We start from the raw sequence: 15,968 nt of genomic DNA, 5'->3' as shown, positions 1-15,968 counted from the left end.
ACCGTCAGGCGGCTGTCGTACGGCCGGCCAGGGCGTCGATGAGCTGCTCCCGGCTCATCCGGGAGCGGCCGGGGACGTCCCGGTCGGTGGCCCGCTGGTAGAGCTCCGCCTTGCTCAGCCCGGCCAGCTCGCGCCGGGTGACCCGGCCGCGACCGGCGCTCTTCGAGGAGGCGCGGCTCTTGGATGCGGCGGCCTCGGGGGAGCCGGCCTTGGGGGCGCCGGCCTTCGAGGAGCCGGGCTTGGAGGCGCCGGCCTTCGAGGAGCCGGGCTTGGAGGTGCTGCCCTTCGAGGGGCCGCTCCTCGACGTGCCGCCCTTGGAAGTCTTCGAGGTACGTCTGGAGGCCGTCGAGGTGCCGCCTTTGCCGGTCTTCGACGCGCCGCGCCCGGACGTGCCGCCCTTCCCGGCGCCGCTCCTGGCCGTGCCGCTCCGGCGGCCGCCGGAGCGGGCGTTGTCCAGGCTGCTCTCCAGCACCTTCATCAGGTCGATGACGTTGGTCGCCGCGGGCGCCTCCTCGGCCGACGCGACCTCCTCGCCCTTCGCCTTGGCCTGCACCAGCTCGCGCACCTTCTCCTGGTAGGTGTCGTGATAGCGGTCCGGCTCCCAGGGCCCGCTCAGCGCGTCGACGAGCTGCAGCGCGACATCCAGCTCCTTGCCGCGCCCCGCCCGGCCCGAGGGCAGGTCCGGCAGCTCCTTGCGCGGGTCGCGCACCTCGTCGGCCCAGTGCAGGGTCTGCAGCACCACGGCCTTGTCCTCGGCGCGCAGCGCGGTCAGGTACTCCTTGCCCCGCATGACGAAGGTGGCGATGCCCACCTTGTTCGCCTCGGCCAGCGCGGCGCGCAGCAGCTCGTAGACCTTCGCGTACTCCTTGCCGCGCGGGCCCACGTAGTAGGTCCGGGCGAAGTACACGGGCTCGATGGCGTCCAGGTCGACGAAGTCGCTGATCTCGATGGCCTGTGAGCGGCCCGGAGCGATCTCGTCCAGTTCGCCGGGTTCCACGATGACGTACTCGCCCTTGGACACCTCATAGCCCTTGACGATGTCGTCGGGGTCCACCTCCTCGCCGGTGCGCTCGTTGACGCGCCGGTTGCGGATCCGGTCCGCGGTGCCGCGCTGGAGCTGGTGGAAGTGGACGGTGTGGTCCTCGGTCGCCGAGTACAGCCCGACGGGCACCGTGACCAGCCCGAACGTGATCACGCCTGTCCAGATCGCCCGCGCCATGACCGACCCTTCCGTCCCGGACCGCCGCACCGGGCGCCCGGCCCCGGTGGCTTGTGCTGTCCACGCTGACATCTAAGTCGATGATGTGCAGCTGGGCGTCCGGCCGGCAGTGGACGCAGGCGGGCAGCCCGCCGGCCAGGAGGCGGCGGGCCTCGTCGCGGCTGACCGGCCGGTGGCGGGAGCCGGCCATGCGGCAGTCGCCCACGTGCACCTGGAGGGGCGGGCGGCCGGCGCCGATGCCGAGCTGGACGATCCACTCCGGTGGCGCGGGACGGTTGCGCCGCCCCTGTTCCTGCTCGGCCTGGCGCCGCTGGATGGCCGCGATCTTACGGTCGATGCGCTCCACCCACAGGGCATGCCACACCCGCAGCGTGTGCAGGCGGTCGAGGTCGGGCGGCAGGTCATCGAACACAGTTTTGATTCTAGGGCCAAGATCGACCGGTTGCGCCCTCGCGTGTTCGATTTTGCGTTCGATATCGTGGGGGCGGGAGGTGAGGACCATGACAGCGGATGTTCCCGCAGGCCGGACGGCCACGGTCATGCATGTGCGGTGCCCGGACCGGCTGCCGGAGGAGACCTACCGGCAGGTCCTGGAGCAGCTCACGGACCTGTCGCCGGTCGTGCAGGCGCTGCCGCCGTCCGCGGCGCTGGTGGAGCTGAAGGGAGCCCTGCGCTATCACGGCACCGACGCGCGCCGGCTCGGCGAGATGCTGCGCGTGCGGACCATCTCCCGGCTCGGCGTCGACGTCCGCGTCGGCATCGGACCGTCCATCACCGTCGCTGCCACCGCCTCCGCGCAGGTCGCCCCGCCCGGCGGTGTCCTCGCCGTCGCCGCGGACCAGGTCACCGCCTGGCTCGGCCCGCTCCCCGTGGAGGCCCTGCACGGCATCGGGCCCCGCCAGGCCGAGGTGCTGCGCGACTACGGCATCCACTGCGTCGGCCTGCTCGCCGCCGCCCCGCCCGCCACCGTGCAGCGGCTGCTCGGCGGCCGCGCCGGCCGGCTCGCCGCGGACCGCGCCCGCGGCGTCGACCCACGGCCCGTCGTGCCGCGCGCCCTGCCCGCCTCGGCGAGCGTGCGGCACACGTTCCCGCGCGAGGCGCTCGACGGCGCCGACGTCCGCTCCGCCCTGCTCGCCCTGGTCGTCCGGCTCGGTCTGCTGCTGCGCCGCCGCGGCCAGGCCGCGCGCGCCCTGACCCTGCAGCTGTCCTTCGCGGCCGGCGGCAGCTGGGAGAAGACCCGCCGCCTGGCCGAGCCCTCCGCCCACGACGACGATCTGCGCGGGCTCGCCTACCAGTTGATGGACGCGGCCGGTCTGCAACGCGGCCGGCTGACCCGGATCACCCTGCGCGGCGAGGACCTCGTCGACGCCGGCCAGGTCAGCCGGCAGCTCAGCTTCGAGACGGGCCGCGAGGCGCGCCTGGTGGCCGAGAGCGCGATCGACCGCATCCGCGACCGCTTCGGCCCCGGCGTCATCGGCCCCGCCACGATCTTCCGCAACGCCTCCTGACCGACCCCGGGCGCCGGACTGTCACGACACACACGCGCCGGAGGCGTGGACGGGGCGGCGGCCGATCTCAGTCCTGCCGGGCCAGGCCCAGCCGCGCCGCGTCCCGCTCCGGCCGGATCGCGAGCAGGGCGCAGCAGCCGGTGACGAGCATGACGGCGGACGACAGCAGGAAGGCCGTGGTGTAGCCGCCGGACGGGTGGTCGGCGGCGTCGATGAGGCGGCCGGTGAGGAAGGGGGCGAGGAGTCCGGGCAGCGTGCCGGTCGCGGCGACGATGCCGAACAGGGCCCCGCGCTGGGCGGGCGGCGCCACCTCGGCCGTCGTCATGTAGTGCAGCGGGATCGCCACCGACGCCCCGCCGAACGCCACCGTCATCAGCGCCAGCCGTGCAACGGTCCCGTCGACGAAGGGGAACGCCGCCATCGCACCGCCCGCGAGGCACACCGCGGCGGCCTGCCCGGCACCGCTCGACCAGCGGCTGGAGACACCACGCCGCCGGAGCACGTCCATGAGCGAGGGGACGGTCAGCAGCAGGACGAGGCTGACGGCGGACAGCGCGCTGATGGCGCTCGCCGCGGCCCCGGCGCTCAGGCCCAGTTGCGTGCGCAGGTAGGCGGGCAGCCAGGCGTGGCTCAGGGACAGGGCCCACTGCGCGCCGAAGGCGGCGGCGATGCTGCCGAGAACCGTCCCGGTCGACAGCAGCCTGCGGTACGGCAGCCGGCCGTCCGGCGCGGTCGCCGTGGCCGCCGTGGCAGCCCCGTCCCGGCCGTCCGGCGCCGCCGTCGTACCGGTCCCGTCCCGGCCGGCGCGGGTGACGTCGTGCGGGCCGTCGTGGCCGACGCGCCACCACAGGGCCGCCCACACCGCGCTGGTCACGGCGAGCGCGGCGTACGCCGAGCGCCAGCCGGAGGAGATCACCGCCCACCTGCGGGACCTGTCGGTGTACGGCCGGGTCTGGGCCACCGGCCTCACGCCCGCCGACGCCCCGGGCGCCCTCGACCTCGCCCCCTGAGCCGGTTACTGGACACCGTGTACGGCAAAGGGCGGCGTCCTGCGCGCAGGTTCTCGCGGGGCGCGCGTCCTCAGCCGGCTCGCTCAGTGGAGTCGATGCGGGTCAGGTCCGCCGTCAGCGACTCCAGCCACGACACCGTCGCGTAGTACAGCCGCGGTGCGCCCGGCGGCTCGGCGGCGAACTCCGCGAGGTCCGGATCGACCGGCCGCACCGGCGCCGTCGGCGTGTCCCCGCCCGGGTCCAGCGCCGCCGACACCAGCAGCATCCGCCCCGCCACCCGCTCCCCGAGCCCGGCGAGCGACGCGGCCGCCGCCGGTCCCGGCGTGGTCAGCGGCGGCTCCAGCAGCCGCTGCGAACCCCACAGCGTGTGGTGCCCGGCGATCAGCGTCGCCTGCCAGTCGACCGTGGCCGGGGGCGGGCGGCGGGGCGCTCCGCCGAAGTGCGTCGGCTCGCTCTGGAACTGCGCGTAGGCGGACTCCGCGAGCAGGAGCGAGCGGTGCAGCGACCGCTGACCGGGCACCCCCGACGGCAGGGCCACCGCCCCGCCGTGCGCCGCCGACACACTGGTCGCCACGACGATCTCCGCCGCCCGGCGCAGCAGGTCCGCGGCCGCGTAGCGCAGCTCGTCGTGCGCGCCCCGCGGCCACGCCAGCACCCCGAACACGGCGCCGATCGCGCTGCCCACCAGCACGTCCAGCACCCGCACCTCCGCCAGCCGCCAGGTCGACGGCGCGAGCTGCGCGAAGACCAGCGCCACCAGCACGGTGAACAGCCCCTGCGCCCAGCCGACCCCGCGCACCGGCCCGACCGTGAACGCGAACAGTATCCACAGCGGCAGCAGCACGGCGTACACCCGCGTGTCCGTGCCGGCCAGGGTCAGCGTCACGGCGGCCAGCAGGGCCCCGGCCAGGGTGCCCGCCACCGCCACCCGGACGGTGCGCCACGTCTCGCCCAGGGTGGTCCGGGTGAGCGTCAGGGTCGCCAGAGTGGCCCAGAACCCGTGCGGCAGTGTGTCGATGCCCGCCACCAGCCGGGCCGCCGTGAGGGCCAGCGCGATGCGGGCCGCGTTCTGGAAGAGCACCGAGCGGCGCCCGGCATGCCCGCGCAGCCGGTGCCACCACAGCACCGGGGCCCACGTCGTGGCGTACCAGAAGCGGCCGGGCGGCACGGGGACCGCGGCACGCCGGCCCCCCACGGCCAGATCGGCGGCCGTGCCCAGGGCCAGCGCCGCGTCCGCCACCTCCAGCACGGCGGCGTGCCCGCGCAGCACCGCCGGCGGGAAACCGGCGACGCCCGCGGCGGGGGAGGAGTCGCACGGCCCCGCCGACACCGCCGACAGCCGGGCCCGCGCGACGGCCAGCGTCTCGTAGGCCGCCACCGGGGACGATCCGCCGCCGAGGCGGACGGCCGTCGCCGCGGCCAGATCCGCCACCGCGCTCAGCACCGCCGTCACCTCCGGCCCCGGCTCCCGCGCCCAGGTGCGCAGCCGGGCCAGGCGATTGAGGAGCGTGCGGGTGGCCAGACCGGTGTGGGCGAGGGCGCGGGCCCGCCGTCCCGGCCCCGCCGGGCGCTCGGCCTCCGGCACGGTCAGCGGCCGCAGCGTCTGCCCGGCCCGCTGCGCCGCCGCCCGGTCCGCGCCGGTCAGGACGTAGGGCGGGGCGGCGAGCCGCCGAGCGCACCGCGCGGCGGCCTGCGCCGCGACCGCGGCACGCTCCTCGTACGGCGGCGGGTCGGGCTCGGCGAGGATCAGCGCCTCCGCCGCGGCGAGCAGCGCCAGACCGGTGGCGGTGCCGACCAGGCGCTCACCGAGCGAGCCGGGGTCGTACGGCGGGAACGACGGCAGGATGTACAGCAGCTGCAGGCCCGGCGCCGCGCCCGCCGCCCGCGGGCCGCCCACGGCGGCGAAGGCCAGCGCGAAGCCGACGACCAGCATGCCGACGACGGCGCTCCAGGTGCGCACCGACAGGCTGGTGCCGACGACGACCAGGAACAGGCACACCGGCAGCGTCCGCACCAGCACGGCCGCGCGCTGCCGCCCCGTGCCCGGGATCCGGGACAGCCCGCCCAGCGCGATGGCGGCGAACAGGGCGTAGGTGGCCGCGACGGGGCGGTCCAGGCCGTAGCGGAAGAGGAAGAAGCCGCCGGCCGCCACGAGCGACACCCGCACGGCGCGCCGGCCCGAGGCGACGTACGCCGCCGGCACCGACCGGGCTGCGACACCCCACACCCCTTCAGCATCACCCACCCCGCCCTCCCCGCCACCCGAACCGGACGGCTTCCGCGGCGCGGCGGGCGCCGGTGCCCTAGCCGGCCGCCACGATGCGTTCCACCGCCGCCGTCACCAGGCGGTCGCGTTCGGCCTCGGTGAAGACCTCCGGCAGGGTGAGCTGCTCGACGATCAGCCAGTTCAGCGCCAGGTACAGCAGCTTCACGGCCGTGGCGTCGCCCGGCAGGCCGGAGGCCTCGTGGTAGGCCACGTTGGCGTCGACGTCGGCGCGCACCCGCTCGGTGAGGACCGTGCGCAGGTCCGGGCGGCGGGTGGCCTCCAGCCGGAGTTCGAGCAGCGCGAGGTAGCCGGTGCGGAAGGACGCGACCCGGCCGACGAGTTCGCGCATCAGCTCCGCGTAGGTCTCCCGGTCGCGGCCGGCCGTGCGATGGCGCGTGATCGTCGCCTCGTCGGGCTGGAGCCGCTCGTAGACCCGGGCCCCGGCCTGGGTGAGCAGCTCGTCGCGGTTGGCGAAGTAGTTGGACGCCGTGCCGGGCGGCACCGCGGCGGCGGTGTCCACCGCCCGGAACGTCAGGCCCCGCGCACCGTCCCGGGCCAGTACCTCGATCGCGGCGTCGACCAGGGCCGCCCGCCGCTCGTCGTTCCGTCTCACCACCGCTGCACCACTCCTTCTGTAGTACTACGCCCCGAGTACTTTACGCCGCCCCACGGCCGCTCAGTACAGGCCGTTCATGGCGGCCCGCACCTCGGTGAGCGTGGCCTCGGCGACCGCCCGGGCGCGCTCGTTGCCCTCGCGCAGCGTCCGCCGCACGAAGCCGCGGTCCCGCGCGTACTCGGCGCGGCGCGCCCTGATCGGCGCCAGATACTCGTTGACCGCCTCGGTGACCGTCTTCTTCAGCGCGGCGGCCCCCGCGGCGCCGATGTCCTCGGCCACCTCCTCGGGGGTCCGGTTCTGGCACAGCGCCGCCAGCAGCAGGAGCGAGGAGACCTCGGGCCGCGTGAGCGGGTCGTAGGTGATGTGCCGTTCCGCGTCCGTCTTCGCCCCCTTGATCAGACGGGCCGTCTCGTCGGCGTCGGCGGCCAGGGCGATGGAGTTGCGCCGGCTCTTGCTCATCTTCGTGCCGTCCGTGCCGAGCAGCAGCGGCGCGCTCGACAACAGCGCCTCGGGCTGCGGGAACACCGCGGTGCCCTGGCCGTAGCGGTCGTTGAACCGGCGGGCGACGGTGCGGGTGATCTCCAGGTGCGGAAGCTGGTCCTGCCCGACGGGGACCAGGTTGGCCTTGCAGAACAGGATGTCCGCGGCCTGGTGGACGGGGTAGGTGAACATCAGGCCGCTGACCGCCGACTGGCGCGAGTGGGCGATCTCGTCCTTGACGGTGGGGTTGCGGTTCAGCTCCGCGACCGAGACCAGGCTGAGGAAGGGCAGCATCAGCTGGTTGAGGGCGGGAACGGCGCTGTGCGTGAAGATCGTGCTGCGCGCCGGGTCCACACCGATGGCGAGATGGTCCAGGACCAGGTCCTCGACGTGCTCGCTCAGACGGTCCGCCACGTCGCGGTCCGTGAGGACCTGGTAGTCGGCGACGAGCACGAACAGCTCCACGCCGAGATCCTGGAGGCGGACCCGGTTGTGCAGGGTGCCGAAGTAGTGCCCGAGGTGGAGCCGGCCGGTGGGACGGTCGCCGGTCAGGACCCGGAACCGCCCGGGGTCCTCGCGGATCAGGCGCTCCAGCTCCGCGCTGCGGGCGCGGGCGGCGGACACGCCGAGAGCGTCGGTGGCGGGGGCGTGGGGTGTCTCGGTGCGCGGGACGGTGGTCACAGGGTCTCCTCGTGGAATCTCGCCGTCCGGATGCCACGCGTCCTGTGCCGGGGTACACGCAAGGGCCGTTCATCCGAACGGCCCGGGCGTGGTCGTGCGTCGCAGGTGGCCGCTCCTAGGAGGAGCGCCACCAGCTGAGACACGACGAAAGATGCATGCGCACAGCATAGCGCCGGCGGCCGGCGCCGCGGGAGACGGCCGACTGCCGGGCGGCCGTCCCGCGCCCCGCGGGCGTCACGGCTTGCGGGCCAGCCCGCCGTGCTCGGCGACCACCTCCGGCGCGGGCGAACCCGGCTCCGGACGCCACTGCGTGACGGAGACCACGCCCGGCTCGACGAGCTCCAGACCGTCGAAGTACGCGGTGATCTCCTCGACCGTGCGCAGGTTGTACGGCACCGCGCCGCTGTTGTTGTACGCGTCCTGCGCCTCCTCGAAGACGGGGTCGATGCCCCGCGAGCCGTCGTCGACGACGAGGTAGCTGCCCGACGGCAGGGCGTCCATCAGCTGCTTGACGATCGAGCGGGCCTGGTCGTGGTCGGCGACGTGTCCCAGGATGTTGCTGAGGATCAGCGCGGTGGGCCGGCTCAGGTCCAGCGTCTCGGTGGCGGCCGCGAGGATGCGGTCCGGCTCCGTCACGTTGGCGTCGATGTAGGCCGTCGCGCCCTCGGGCGAGGAGTACAGCAGGGCGCGGGCGTGCGCCAGGACCATGGGGTCGTTGTCGACGTAGACGATCCGCGCCTCGGGAGCGAGCCGCTGCGCGACCTCGTGGGTGTTCTCGGCGGTCGGCAGACCCGTGCCGACGTCCAGGAACTGCCGGATACCCGCCTCGTTGACCAGATAGGTGATGGTGCGGCGCAGGAACGCACGGCTGCTGCGGGCGATGGTGACGATGCCGGGGAAGACGGCGGTGTACGCGTCGCCGGCCTCCTCGTCCACGGGGTAGTTGTCCTTGCCGCCGAGCCAGTAGTTCCAGATGCGCGCGGAGTGCGGCACCGACGTGTCGATCTTCTGGTGCGTCGCCGAGGCGGGCGTCGTCGCGGGGTCGGTCATGAGTCGTGTCCGTCTTTCAGCCGAGGCGTGGATCAGTCATCGCACAACCTACGTCCGAACGCCCCTGTTCCACCCACCAGTTCGCCCATCAGGCGCGGGCGCGTCCCCCTGTGGCGGCGCAGGACCCCCACAAACGGCGACGGCAAGGAGGTCACCCACTCCTTGCCACTTTCAACCTATAGCGCACCGGGGGGCTTGCGGCAAGGCCCCCGTCGTCCCGGACAATCGCCTATCGAAGCGACCACCTGCGGAAACGGGGACCTGTAGTGATCGATGTGCTCATCGCCGGCGGCGGACCGACCGGCCTGATGCTCGCCTGCGAGCTGCGGCTGCACGGCGTCCACGTCGTCGTGCTGGAGAAACTGACCGCGCCGACCGCGGAGTCCCGCGGCCGCGGCCTGCACGTGCGCAGCGTCGAGATGATGGACCAGCGCGGCCTGCTCGACCGGTTCCTCGCCGTCGGCGAGAAGTTCCAGGTCGGCGGCTTCTTCGGGGGCATCCACAAGGAATGGCCGGCGCACGTGGACACGGCGCACCCCTACGGCCTGTCCACCCTGCAGCCGGTCACCGAGCGGCTGCTGCGCGAGCGGGCGCTCGAACTCGGCGCCGAGATCCGGCTCGGCTGCGAGGTGACCGGCGTGCGCCAGGACCCGGACGGCGTGGAGGTCGAGCTGGCGGACGGCACGCGGCTGCGCTCCCGCTACCTGGCCGGCTGCGACGGCGGCCGCAGCACGGTGCGCCGGCAGCTCGGCGTCGCCTTCCCCGGCGAGCCCGCCACGGTCGAGACGCTGCTCGGCGACCTGGAGATGACGGCCGATCAGGACACTGTCACCGCCGTCGTGACGGAAGTGCGCAAGACGCAGCTGCGATTCGGCGTCATCCCCAACGGCGACGGGACGTACCGCGTCGGTGTGCCCGCGGCCGAGGTGTCGCAGGACGGGGCGCCGCCCACCCTGGAGGAGTTCCGGGCGCAGCTGCGGGCCGTCGCCGGCACCGACTTCGGGGTGCACTCGCCGCGCTGGCTGTCCCGGTTCGGGGACGCCACCCGGCAGGCCGAGCACTACCGGGTCGGCCGGGTCTTCCTCGCCGGGGACGCCGCCCACATCCACCCGCCGACCGGCGGTCAGGGACTCAACGTCGGCATCCAGGACGCCTTCAACCTCGGCTGGAAGCTGGCCGCCGCGGTGAACGGCTGGGCGCCCGAGGGCCTGCTGGACAGCTACCACGCCGAACGGCACCCGGTGGGCGCCGCCGTGCTCGACAACACCCGCGCCCAGATGACCCTGCTCGGCACCGAGCCGGGGGCGGTCGCGCTGCGCGCACTGCTGTCGAGGCTGATGGACTTCGACGAGGTCAACCGCTACATGACCGAGACGGCCTTCGCGATCGGCGTCCGCTACGACCTCGGCGGGGACCACGACCTGGTCGGCCGCCGGCTGCGGGACGTACGGCTGAAGCGGGGCCGCCTGTACGACCTCACGCACCAGGGGCGCGGGCTGCTGCTGGACCAGACGGGCACCCTGTCCGTGGCCGGCTGGGCGGACCGGGTCGACCACGTCGTCGACGTCAGCGAGGAACTGGACGTCCCGGCGGTGCTGCTGCGGCCCGACGGCCATGTCGCGTGGGCCGGCGAGGACCAGCAGGACCTGCTCGGCCCGCTGCGGACGTGGTTCGGGGCCGCCGCCGGCTGAGCGGGCTCCGACGGCACGGCCCGGGAGAGCGCCACCAGCGCGCGAACACAAGACCGGGCGGGCCTACCGTTTCCGTCCGCACACGGGATATCCCTGGTACGGCCCCCGTCCCCGGGGGCCGTCACCCGTGAGAGGAGTCCCGCCATGGACGGCTGGTACGTGGACGACCGCTGCACCAACTGCGATGTGGCCCGGCAGTTCGCCCCCGAACTGATCGACGAGCACGACGGCAGGTCGAGGATCGTGCGCCTGCCGGACGGCGAAACCGAGGCGCGGCGCTTACACGCCGCCGTCTTCGCCTGCCACACCCGCTCCATCCGCCCCGTGTCCGGTCCGCCGGACCCGGCGCTCGACCCGTTCCCGATGGCCCTGGACGACGGCGTGCTGATCTGCGGCCACAACTCCACCCGCACCGCCGGGGCCAACTCCTATCTGCTGCTGCGGCCGTCCGGCACGGCGATGATGGTCGACACCCCGCGCTGGAGCCGCCGGCTGGCCGACCGGTACACGCAGTTCGGCCCGGTCACGGACGTACTGCTCACCCACCGCGACCACGCCGCGCACGGCCGGCGCTACGCCGACCACTTCGGCGCGCGGCTGTGGATCCACGAGGGCGACCTGGACGCCGCGCCGGACGCCGACCAGGTGGTGCGCGGACGCGAGCCCCGGCAGATCGGCCCGGGGGTGACCGTGCACCCGCTGCCGGGGCACACCCGGGGCAGCGTGCTGTACCTCGCCGACGACCGGTACTGCTTCAGCGGCGACAGCTTCTACTGGTCGCGCACCACCGGCGACCTGGAGGTCGCGGAGAGCGTGACCTGGTACTCCATCGAGGAGCTGGCCGCCTCCCTGGCCAGGACGGCGGGCCGGCTGCGCTTCGAGTGGGTGCTGCCCGGCCACGGCGACCGGCGGCGTCTGCCGGCCGACGAGATGTCCCGCCGGCTGCGGGCCCTGGCCGAGCGCACCCGCCTGCTGCGGCCCCGGCCCGTCGACTTCACCGCCGTGCGCTGGTGACGGGGCGGGAGCCGGTGAGGACGACGAGCTGCCCGGTGGCCCGGGTCATCGCGACATAGCGGTCGACCGCCCCGGTGACCCCCGTGCCGAACGCCTCCGGCTCGACCAGCACGACCAGGTCGAACTCCAGGCCCTTCGCCAGCTGAGGGGTCAGCGACCGCACGCGCGGCCGCTCGGCGAAGGAGGGATCGCCGATCACGCAGGCGATGCCCTCGGGATGCGTGGCCAGCCAGGTGTCGAGGACCGAGGACATGTCGGCGACGGAGCCGTGCACGACGGGCAGGCCGTTGCTGCGGACGGACACCGGCACGTTGGCGTCCGGCAGCGCGGCCCGGATCACCGGCTCGGCCTCGGCCATGATCTCCTGCGGCGTACGGTAGTTGAGGGTGAGGGAGGCCAGTTCGATCCGGTCGAACCCGACCCGCTCCAGCCGCTCCCGCCAGGACTCCGTGAAGCCGTGCCGGGCCTGGGCACGGTCCCCGACGATGGTGAAGCTGCGCGACGGGCAGCGCGAGAGCAGCATCTGCCACTCGGCGTCGGTCAGTTCCTGCGCCTCGTCCACCACGATGTGCGCGAACGGCCCGGCGAGCAGGTCCGGGTCGGCGGGCTCCAGCTCGGACTCGTCGACCAGGCTGACCCGGGCGTCCTCGCCGCGCAGCATCCGCACCAGGCCCTCCCCGTCGTCCCCGTCGGCGCCGGAGTCGGCCACGGCCGCGATCAGGTTGTCCACGACCTGCGTCATCCGCTCGCGCTGCGCGGCGAGGACGGCCTCGTGCCGCTGCCTGCGCCGCGCCGCCTCGGGATCGGCGAGCCGCTGCCGTGCCGCGTCCAGCAGCGGCAGGTCGGCGACCGTCCAGGCGCGCGGGTCGGCGCGCTGCAGCAGGCGCACCTCGTCACGGCTCAGCCAGGGCGCGCACATCCGCAGATAGGCGGGCACCGACCACAGGTCGGCGACGAGATCGGCGGCGTCGAGCAGCGGCCACGCCCGGTGGAAGGCCGTACGCAGCTCGCGGTCCCGGCGCAGCCAGCCGCGCAGCTGCTCGGCGGAGGCGTCGCCGTCGTACTGGTCCACCAGGATCGTGACCAGCTCGTCGAAGACCTGGTCACGGGCCTCGTTGTGGGGGGAGCCGGGCTCGGCCGCGTCGAAGGCCGCCGCCCAGTCGCGCGCGGTGACCCGCAGATCGGACCAGGGCGTCGTGACGGTCAGCGTCGTGGCCGGCGGCTCCTCGTAGAAGCGGACGGCCGTCTCGATCGCCCGCACCATGTCGGCGGACGACTTCAGCCGGTCCACCTCCGGGTCGGTCTCGGGTGCGGCCGTCGCCCCCTCGGCGACCAGGTCCCGCAGGACGCAGGTCTGCACGCCCTCCTCGCCGAGGCTCGGCAGGACGTCGGAGACGTAGGCGAGATAGGGCCGGTGCGGGCCGACGAACAGCACGCCGCCCCTGCGGTGACCCAGGCGCGGGTCGGAGTGCAGCAGGTAGGCGGAGCGGTGCAGCGCGACGACCGTCTTGCCGGTGCCCGGACCGCCGTCGACGACGAGCGCGCCGCGCGAACCCGCCCGGATCACGGCGTTCTGGTCGGCCTGGATGGTGCCGAGCACGTCCCGCATCCGCGGCGACCGGCTGCCGCCCAGGCTCGCGAGGAAGGCGGACTGGTCGTCGAGCGCGGCGTGGTGCTCCAGCCCGTCGGTGTGGAACACCTCGTCCCAGTAGTCGGTGATCCGGCCGTCGGTCCAGCGGTATCTGCGGCGGCTGGCCAGGCCCATCGGGTCGGCGTGCGTGGCGCCGAAGAACGGCTCGGCGGCGGGGGAGCGCCAGTCCAGCAGCAGCCGGCGGCCCGAGGCGTCGGTCAGCCCGAGCCGTCCCACGTACAGCGGCTCGCCGCCGTCCGCGCCGACCATGCGGCCGAGGCACAGGTCCAGGCCGAAGCGGCGCAGGGTGCGCAGACGGGCGGTCAGCCGGTGGATCTCGGTATCGCGGTCCATGGCGTGCCGGCCGATCCCGCCGGGCGCCCTGCGGGCGGCGGCGAGACGCTCGGAAACCTCGGCGATGGACTGCTCCAGACACGTGGCCAGGGCGGCGAAGTGCCGCTCGTCGTCGCCGATCAACGCCGGATCGGCCTTGGCGGCCAGCCGCTCGGGCAGGTCGAAGGCACCGGCGGTCACAGGGGTGGGGGTCAAGACATCGCTCCGTTCACGGGCCGGGTACGGCCGGGGCAGGCGTCAGTGCGGTCGGGCGGCGGGGGCGGTGGCCGCCGCCGGGAGAACCGGGAACGTCCGGAGGGGGCGGCGCATACCGGCATAACGGCATACGCACTGCGCGACTCCCCCCATAGCGGCCGGATCTGGCTTCGGCCGTTGATTGTGCGCCACGACGGGGGCCTTGCGGCAAGCCCCCCGGTGCGCTATAGGTTGAGAGTGGAAAGGAGCGGGTTGCCTCCTTTCCCTTTTTCTTTTCCGGCCGGCGTCCCGCTGCTTCCCGAGGGCGCGGCCCCTCCCCGATGAGGGCGCGGTGCGCCTCCTTACGGCGCGCGGTCGCCGTTCACCACCGTCACGCACCGCAGCGCACTCCCACGCGCCCCCCGAGCCTCAACCGGACCCTGACACTCCGCCGTATCCTCGGATGGTTGCGGACTTTCCATGGCATCCGTCACTTATGCTCGCCTCGTGAAAGGGCACGTGGGGGGCCTGATCAGGGCGTATGCCGACCGAAGCGACAAGAGGCCTCGGTGTTTTTCATATGATCTTCATGTACAGGATCTGCATGGGGGGGAATCCATGAAGAGATCGCACACACCACTGGTGTCTGTTGTGATACCGGTTTATAACGCTTTGCCCTATTTGGAGCAGACGCTCGCCTCGGTCGCACAGCAGTCGATCGGGCTGGACGCGCTGGAAATCGTCGCCGTGAACGACGGCAGCACCGACGGCAGCGGGGAGCGGCTGGAGGCCTGGGCGAAGGAGAAGCCCTGGCGGATGAAGGTCGTCCACCAGGAGGCCTCGGGCGGCCCGAGCCGCCCGCGCAACGTCGGACTCGACCACGCCACCGGCACCTACGTCTTCTTCCTCGACGGCGACGACTGCCTGGGCCCCGAGGCGCTGGAACGGCTGGTGGCGATGGCGGAGCGCAACACCTCCGACGTCGTCCTCGCCAAGCTGGTCGGCGTCGGACGGCGCGTCCCGCGGCAGGTGTTCGCCAAGAACGTCGACAAGGCCGACCTGTCGAAGGGCGACGTCTACTACACGCTGATGCCGTTCAAGCTGTTCCGGCGCAGCCTGCTCGAAGAACACGGGATCCGCTTCCCCGAGCACATGCGCATCAGCGAGGACCAGCACTTCGTCGCCCGCGCCTATCTGCACGCCAAGGTCATCTCGATCGTCGGCGACTACGACTGCTACTACGTCGTCAAGCGGGGCGACGACGGCAACATCACCGCGGGCGGCCTGGAGCTGCGCACCACGCTGGAGCAGGCCGACGAGATGGTGGCCCTGGTCACCGGCATGACCGAACCGGGCCCGCTGCGCGATCACCTGATCACCCGTCACGTCCGGGTGGAGATGCTGCGCCGCTTCGACGACCGTTACGCCGAGGCCGACGCCGGCACGCGCCGGGAACTGGTCGAGCTGGCGCGTCCGTACGCCGAGAAGTGGGTCACCCCCGCCGTCGTGGCCAAGCTGGACCTCCACGAGCGGCTCGTCGCCCACTGCCTGCGCGAGGGACGGGCCGACGAACTCGCCGCCGTCGTCGAGTGGGAGCTGGCCGGCCGCCCCGGCAAGGCCCTCACCCGCAACGGCAAGCTGTACGCCGTGCCGCCGTACCCGGCCCCCGACACACCCGCGTACGAGGAGCTGTGCGACATCACCTCCGACGCGCTGCGGGTCAGCCCGCGCCGCCGGGTCGACCACCTCGTGTGGCAGGGCAGCGTCCTCGAACTGGGCGGCTACGGCTACCTCGACCAGGTCGACACCGACGACCTGGTCACCGAACTCGTGCTGCGCCACACCCGCAGCGGCCGGGAGATCGCCGTCCGCTGCGAACAGGTGCCCTCCCCGCACCTGACCGTCGCCCGCGGCAAGGAGACGTACGACTACGGGCGGGCCTGCTTCCGTGTCCGCGTCGACCTCGCCACCGCCGACGACGGCAGGCCCCTCGCGTCGGGGAACTGGCATCTGTCGCTGCGCTGCACCGCCCACGGCCTGACCGCGCGCGGTGCCCTCGGCGCGGCGCTCGGCAACGGCGTCGGTCGGCGCGGCCCGCACGCGGTCACCCTGCCCCGCGACGGCAAGCGCGTGCACACCGCCCGCCTCCGCCCCGACGACAAGCACCTGGTGCTGCAACTGGTCCCGGCCCCCTCGGCGGTCACCGCCTACGCCTTCAGCATCACCGGCAAGGCCGCCCGCGCGCTGCGCGCCCGGCTCACGTAGCCGTGGCGGG

Annotated in this window: 11 protein-coding genes and 1 pseudogene; 4 read left to right on the top strand and 8 right to left on the bottom strand. The window is 73.8% G+C overall.

What is annotated here, in order from left to right:
• Positions 1–4: 4 nt before the first annotated feature.
• Both ACF1AL_RS36640 and ACF1AL_RS36635 read right to left on the bottom strand, forming a co-directional pair.
• Positions 5–1,219 carry a Ku protein gene (locus ACF1AL_RS36640; RefSeq protein WP_391777644.1) on the bottom strand — a complete coding sequence of 405 codons (1,215 nt, stop codon included), beginning with the start codon at positions 1,217–1,219 and terminating at the stop codon, positions 5–7.
• Between the two features lie 97 nt (positions 1,220–1,316).
• A pseudogene (locus tag ACF1AL_RS36635) lies at positions 1,317–1,721 on the bottom strand (DUF6233 domain-containing protein); the annotation flags it as partial.
• Here ACF1AL_RS36635 and ACF1AL_RS36630 point away from each other — a divergent pair.
• A complete protein-coding gene (locus ACF1AL_RS36630) occupies positions 1,720–2,727 on the top strand; it encodes a hypothetical protein (RefSeq protein WP_391828628.1) in 1,008 nt (335 codons plus the stop codon). The pseudogene ACF1AL_RS36635 and the gene ACF1AL_RS36630 sit on opposite strands and share 2 nt — an antisense overlap.
• A gap of 67 nt (positions 2,728–2,794) precedes the next feature.
• Here the strand turns inward: ACF1AL_RS36630 and ACF1AL_RS36625 are convergent, their stop codons facing one another.
• From ACF1AL_RS36625 to ACF1AL_RS36605, 5 genes are all read right to left on the bottom strand, one after another.
• Positions 2,795–3,688, bottom strand: coding sequence for an MFS transporter (locus ACF1AL_RS36625; protein WP_391828626.1), 894 nt, complete (start codon positions 3,686–3,688; stop codon positions 2,795–2,797).
• Positions 3,689–3,807: 119 nt separating this feature from the next.
• Entirely contained in the window at positions 3,808–5,982 is a 2,175-nt protein-coding gene (locus tag ACF1AL_RS36620; protein WP_391828624.1) for an FUSC family protein, read from the bottom strand.
• A 58-nt stretch (positions 5,983–6,040) separates the two neighbouring features.
• Entirely contained in the window at positions 6,041–6,619 is a 579-nt protein-coding gene (locus ACF1AL_RS36615; protein ID WP_391658468.1) for a TetR/AcrR family transcriptional regulator, read from the bottom strand.
• Positions 6,620–6,679: 60 nt separating this feature from the next.
• Entirely contained in the window at positions 6,680–7,780 is a 1,101-nt protein-coding gene (gene trpS / locus ACF1AL_RS36610) for a tryptophan--tRNA ligase (protein WP_391828622.1), read from the bottom strand.
• Positions 7,781–8,014: 234 nt separating this feature from the next.
• Positions 8,015–8,830, bottom strand: coding sequence for an SAM-dependent methyltransferase (locus tag ACF1AL_RS36605; RefSeq protein ID WP_391658466.1), 816 nt, complete (start codon positions 8,828–8,830; stop codon positions 8,015–8,017).
• A 266-nt stretch (positions 8,831–9,096) separates the two neighbouring features.
• Here ACF1AL_RS36605 and rox point away from each other — a divergent pair, with 266 nt between their 5' ends.
• Positions 9,097–10,521, top strand: coding sequence for a rifampin monooxygenase (gene rox, locus ACF1AL_RS36600; protein WP_391707110.1), 1,425 nt, complete (start codon positions 9,097–9,099; stop codon positions 10,519–10,521).
• A gap of 144 nt (positions 10,522–10,665) precedes the next feature.
• The gene (locus tag ACF1AL_RS36595; protein WP_391828620.1) at positions 10,666–11,535 is read left to right on the top strand and encodes a 4Fe-4S domain-containing protein; all 870 of its coding nucleotides are present in this window, start codon (positions 10,666–10,668) and stop codon (positions 11,533–11,535) included.
• Here the strand turns inward: ACF1AL_RS36595 and helR are convergent.
• The gene (gene helR, locus ACF1AL_RS36590; protein WP_391828618.1) at positions 11,516–13,714 is read right to left on the bottom strand and encodes an RNA polymerase recycling motor ATPase HelR; all 2,199 of its coding nucleotides are present in this window, start codon (positions 13,712–13,714) and stop codon (positions 11,516–11,518) included. The two genes, ACF1AL_RS36595 and helR, sit on opposite strands and share 20 nt — an antisense overlap.
• Positions 13,715–14,173: 459 nt before the next feature.
• On the opposite strand from helR, the gene ACF1AL_RS36585 reads away from it, so the two are divergent.
• On the top strand, positions 14,174–15,958 hold the full coding sequence (locus ACF1AL_RS36585) for a glycosyltransferase family 2 protein (protein ID WP_391828616.1): 1,785 nt from the start codon (positions 14,174–14,176) through the stop codon (positions 15,956–15,958).
• The last annotated feature ends 10 nt before the right edge of the window (positions 15,959–15,968 follow it).

It is taken from the genome of Streptomyces sp. NPDC014801, assembly GCF_043082085.1.
In the GTDB taxonomy this organism is placed as follows: Bacteria; Actinomycetota; Actinomycetes; order Streptomycetales; family Streptomycetaceae; genus Streptomyces.
This window is presented reverse-complemented; position numbering and strand designations above follow the sequence as displayed.

Excerpts from the sequence above, each read along its gene's own strand:
- ACF1AL_RS36640 (WP_391777644.1), bottom strand. The coding sequence starts at position 1,219 with ATGGCGCGGGCGATCTGGACAGGCGTGATCACGTTCGGGCTGGTCACG.
- ACF1AL_RS36630 (WP_391828628.1), top strand. The coding sequence starts at position 1,720 with ATGACAGCGGATGTTCCCGCAGGCCGGACGGCCACGGTCATGCATGTG.
- ACF1AL_RS36605 (WP_391658466.1), bottom strand. The coding sequence starts at position 8,830 with ATGACCGACCCCGCGACGACGCCCGCCTCGGCGACGCACCAGAAGATC.
- ACF1AL_RS36595 (WP_391828620.1), top strand. The coding sequence starts at position 10,666 with ATGGACGGCTGGTACGTGGACGACCGCTGCACCAACTGCGATGTGGCC.
- ACF1AL_RS36585 (WP_391828616.1), top strand. The coding sequence starts at position 14,174 with ATGGCATCCGTCACTTATGCTCGCCTCGTGAAAGGGCACGTGGGGGGC.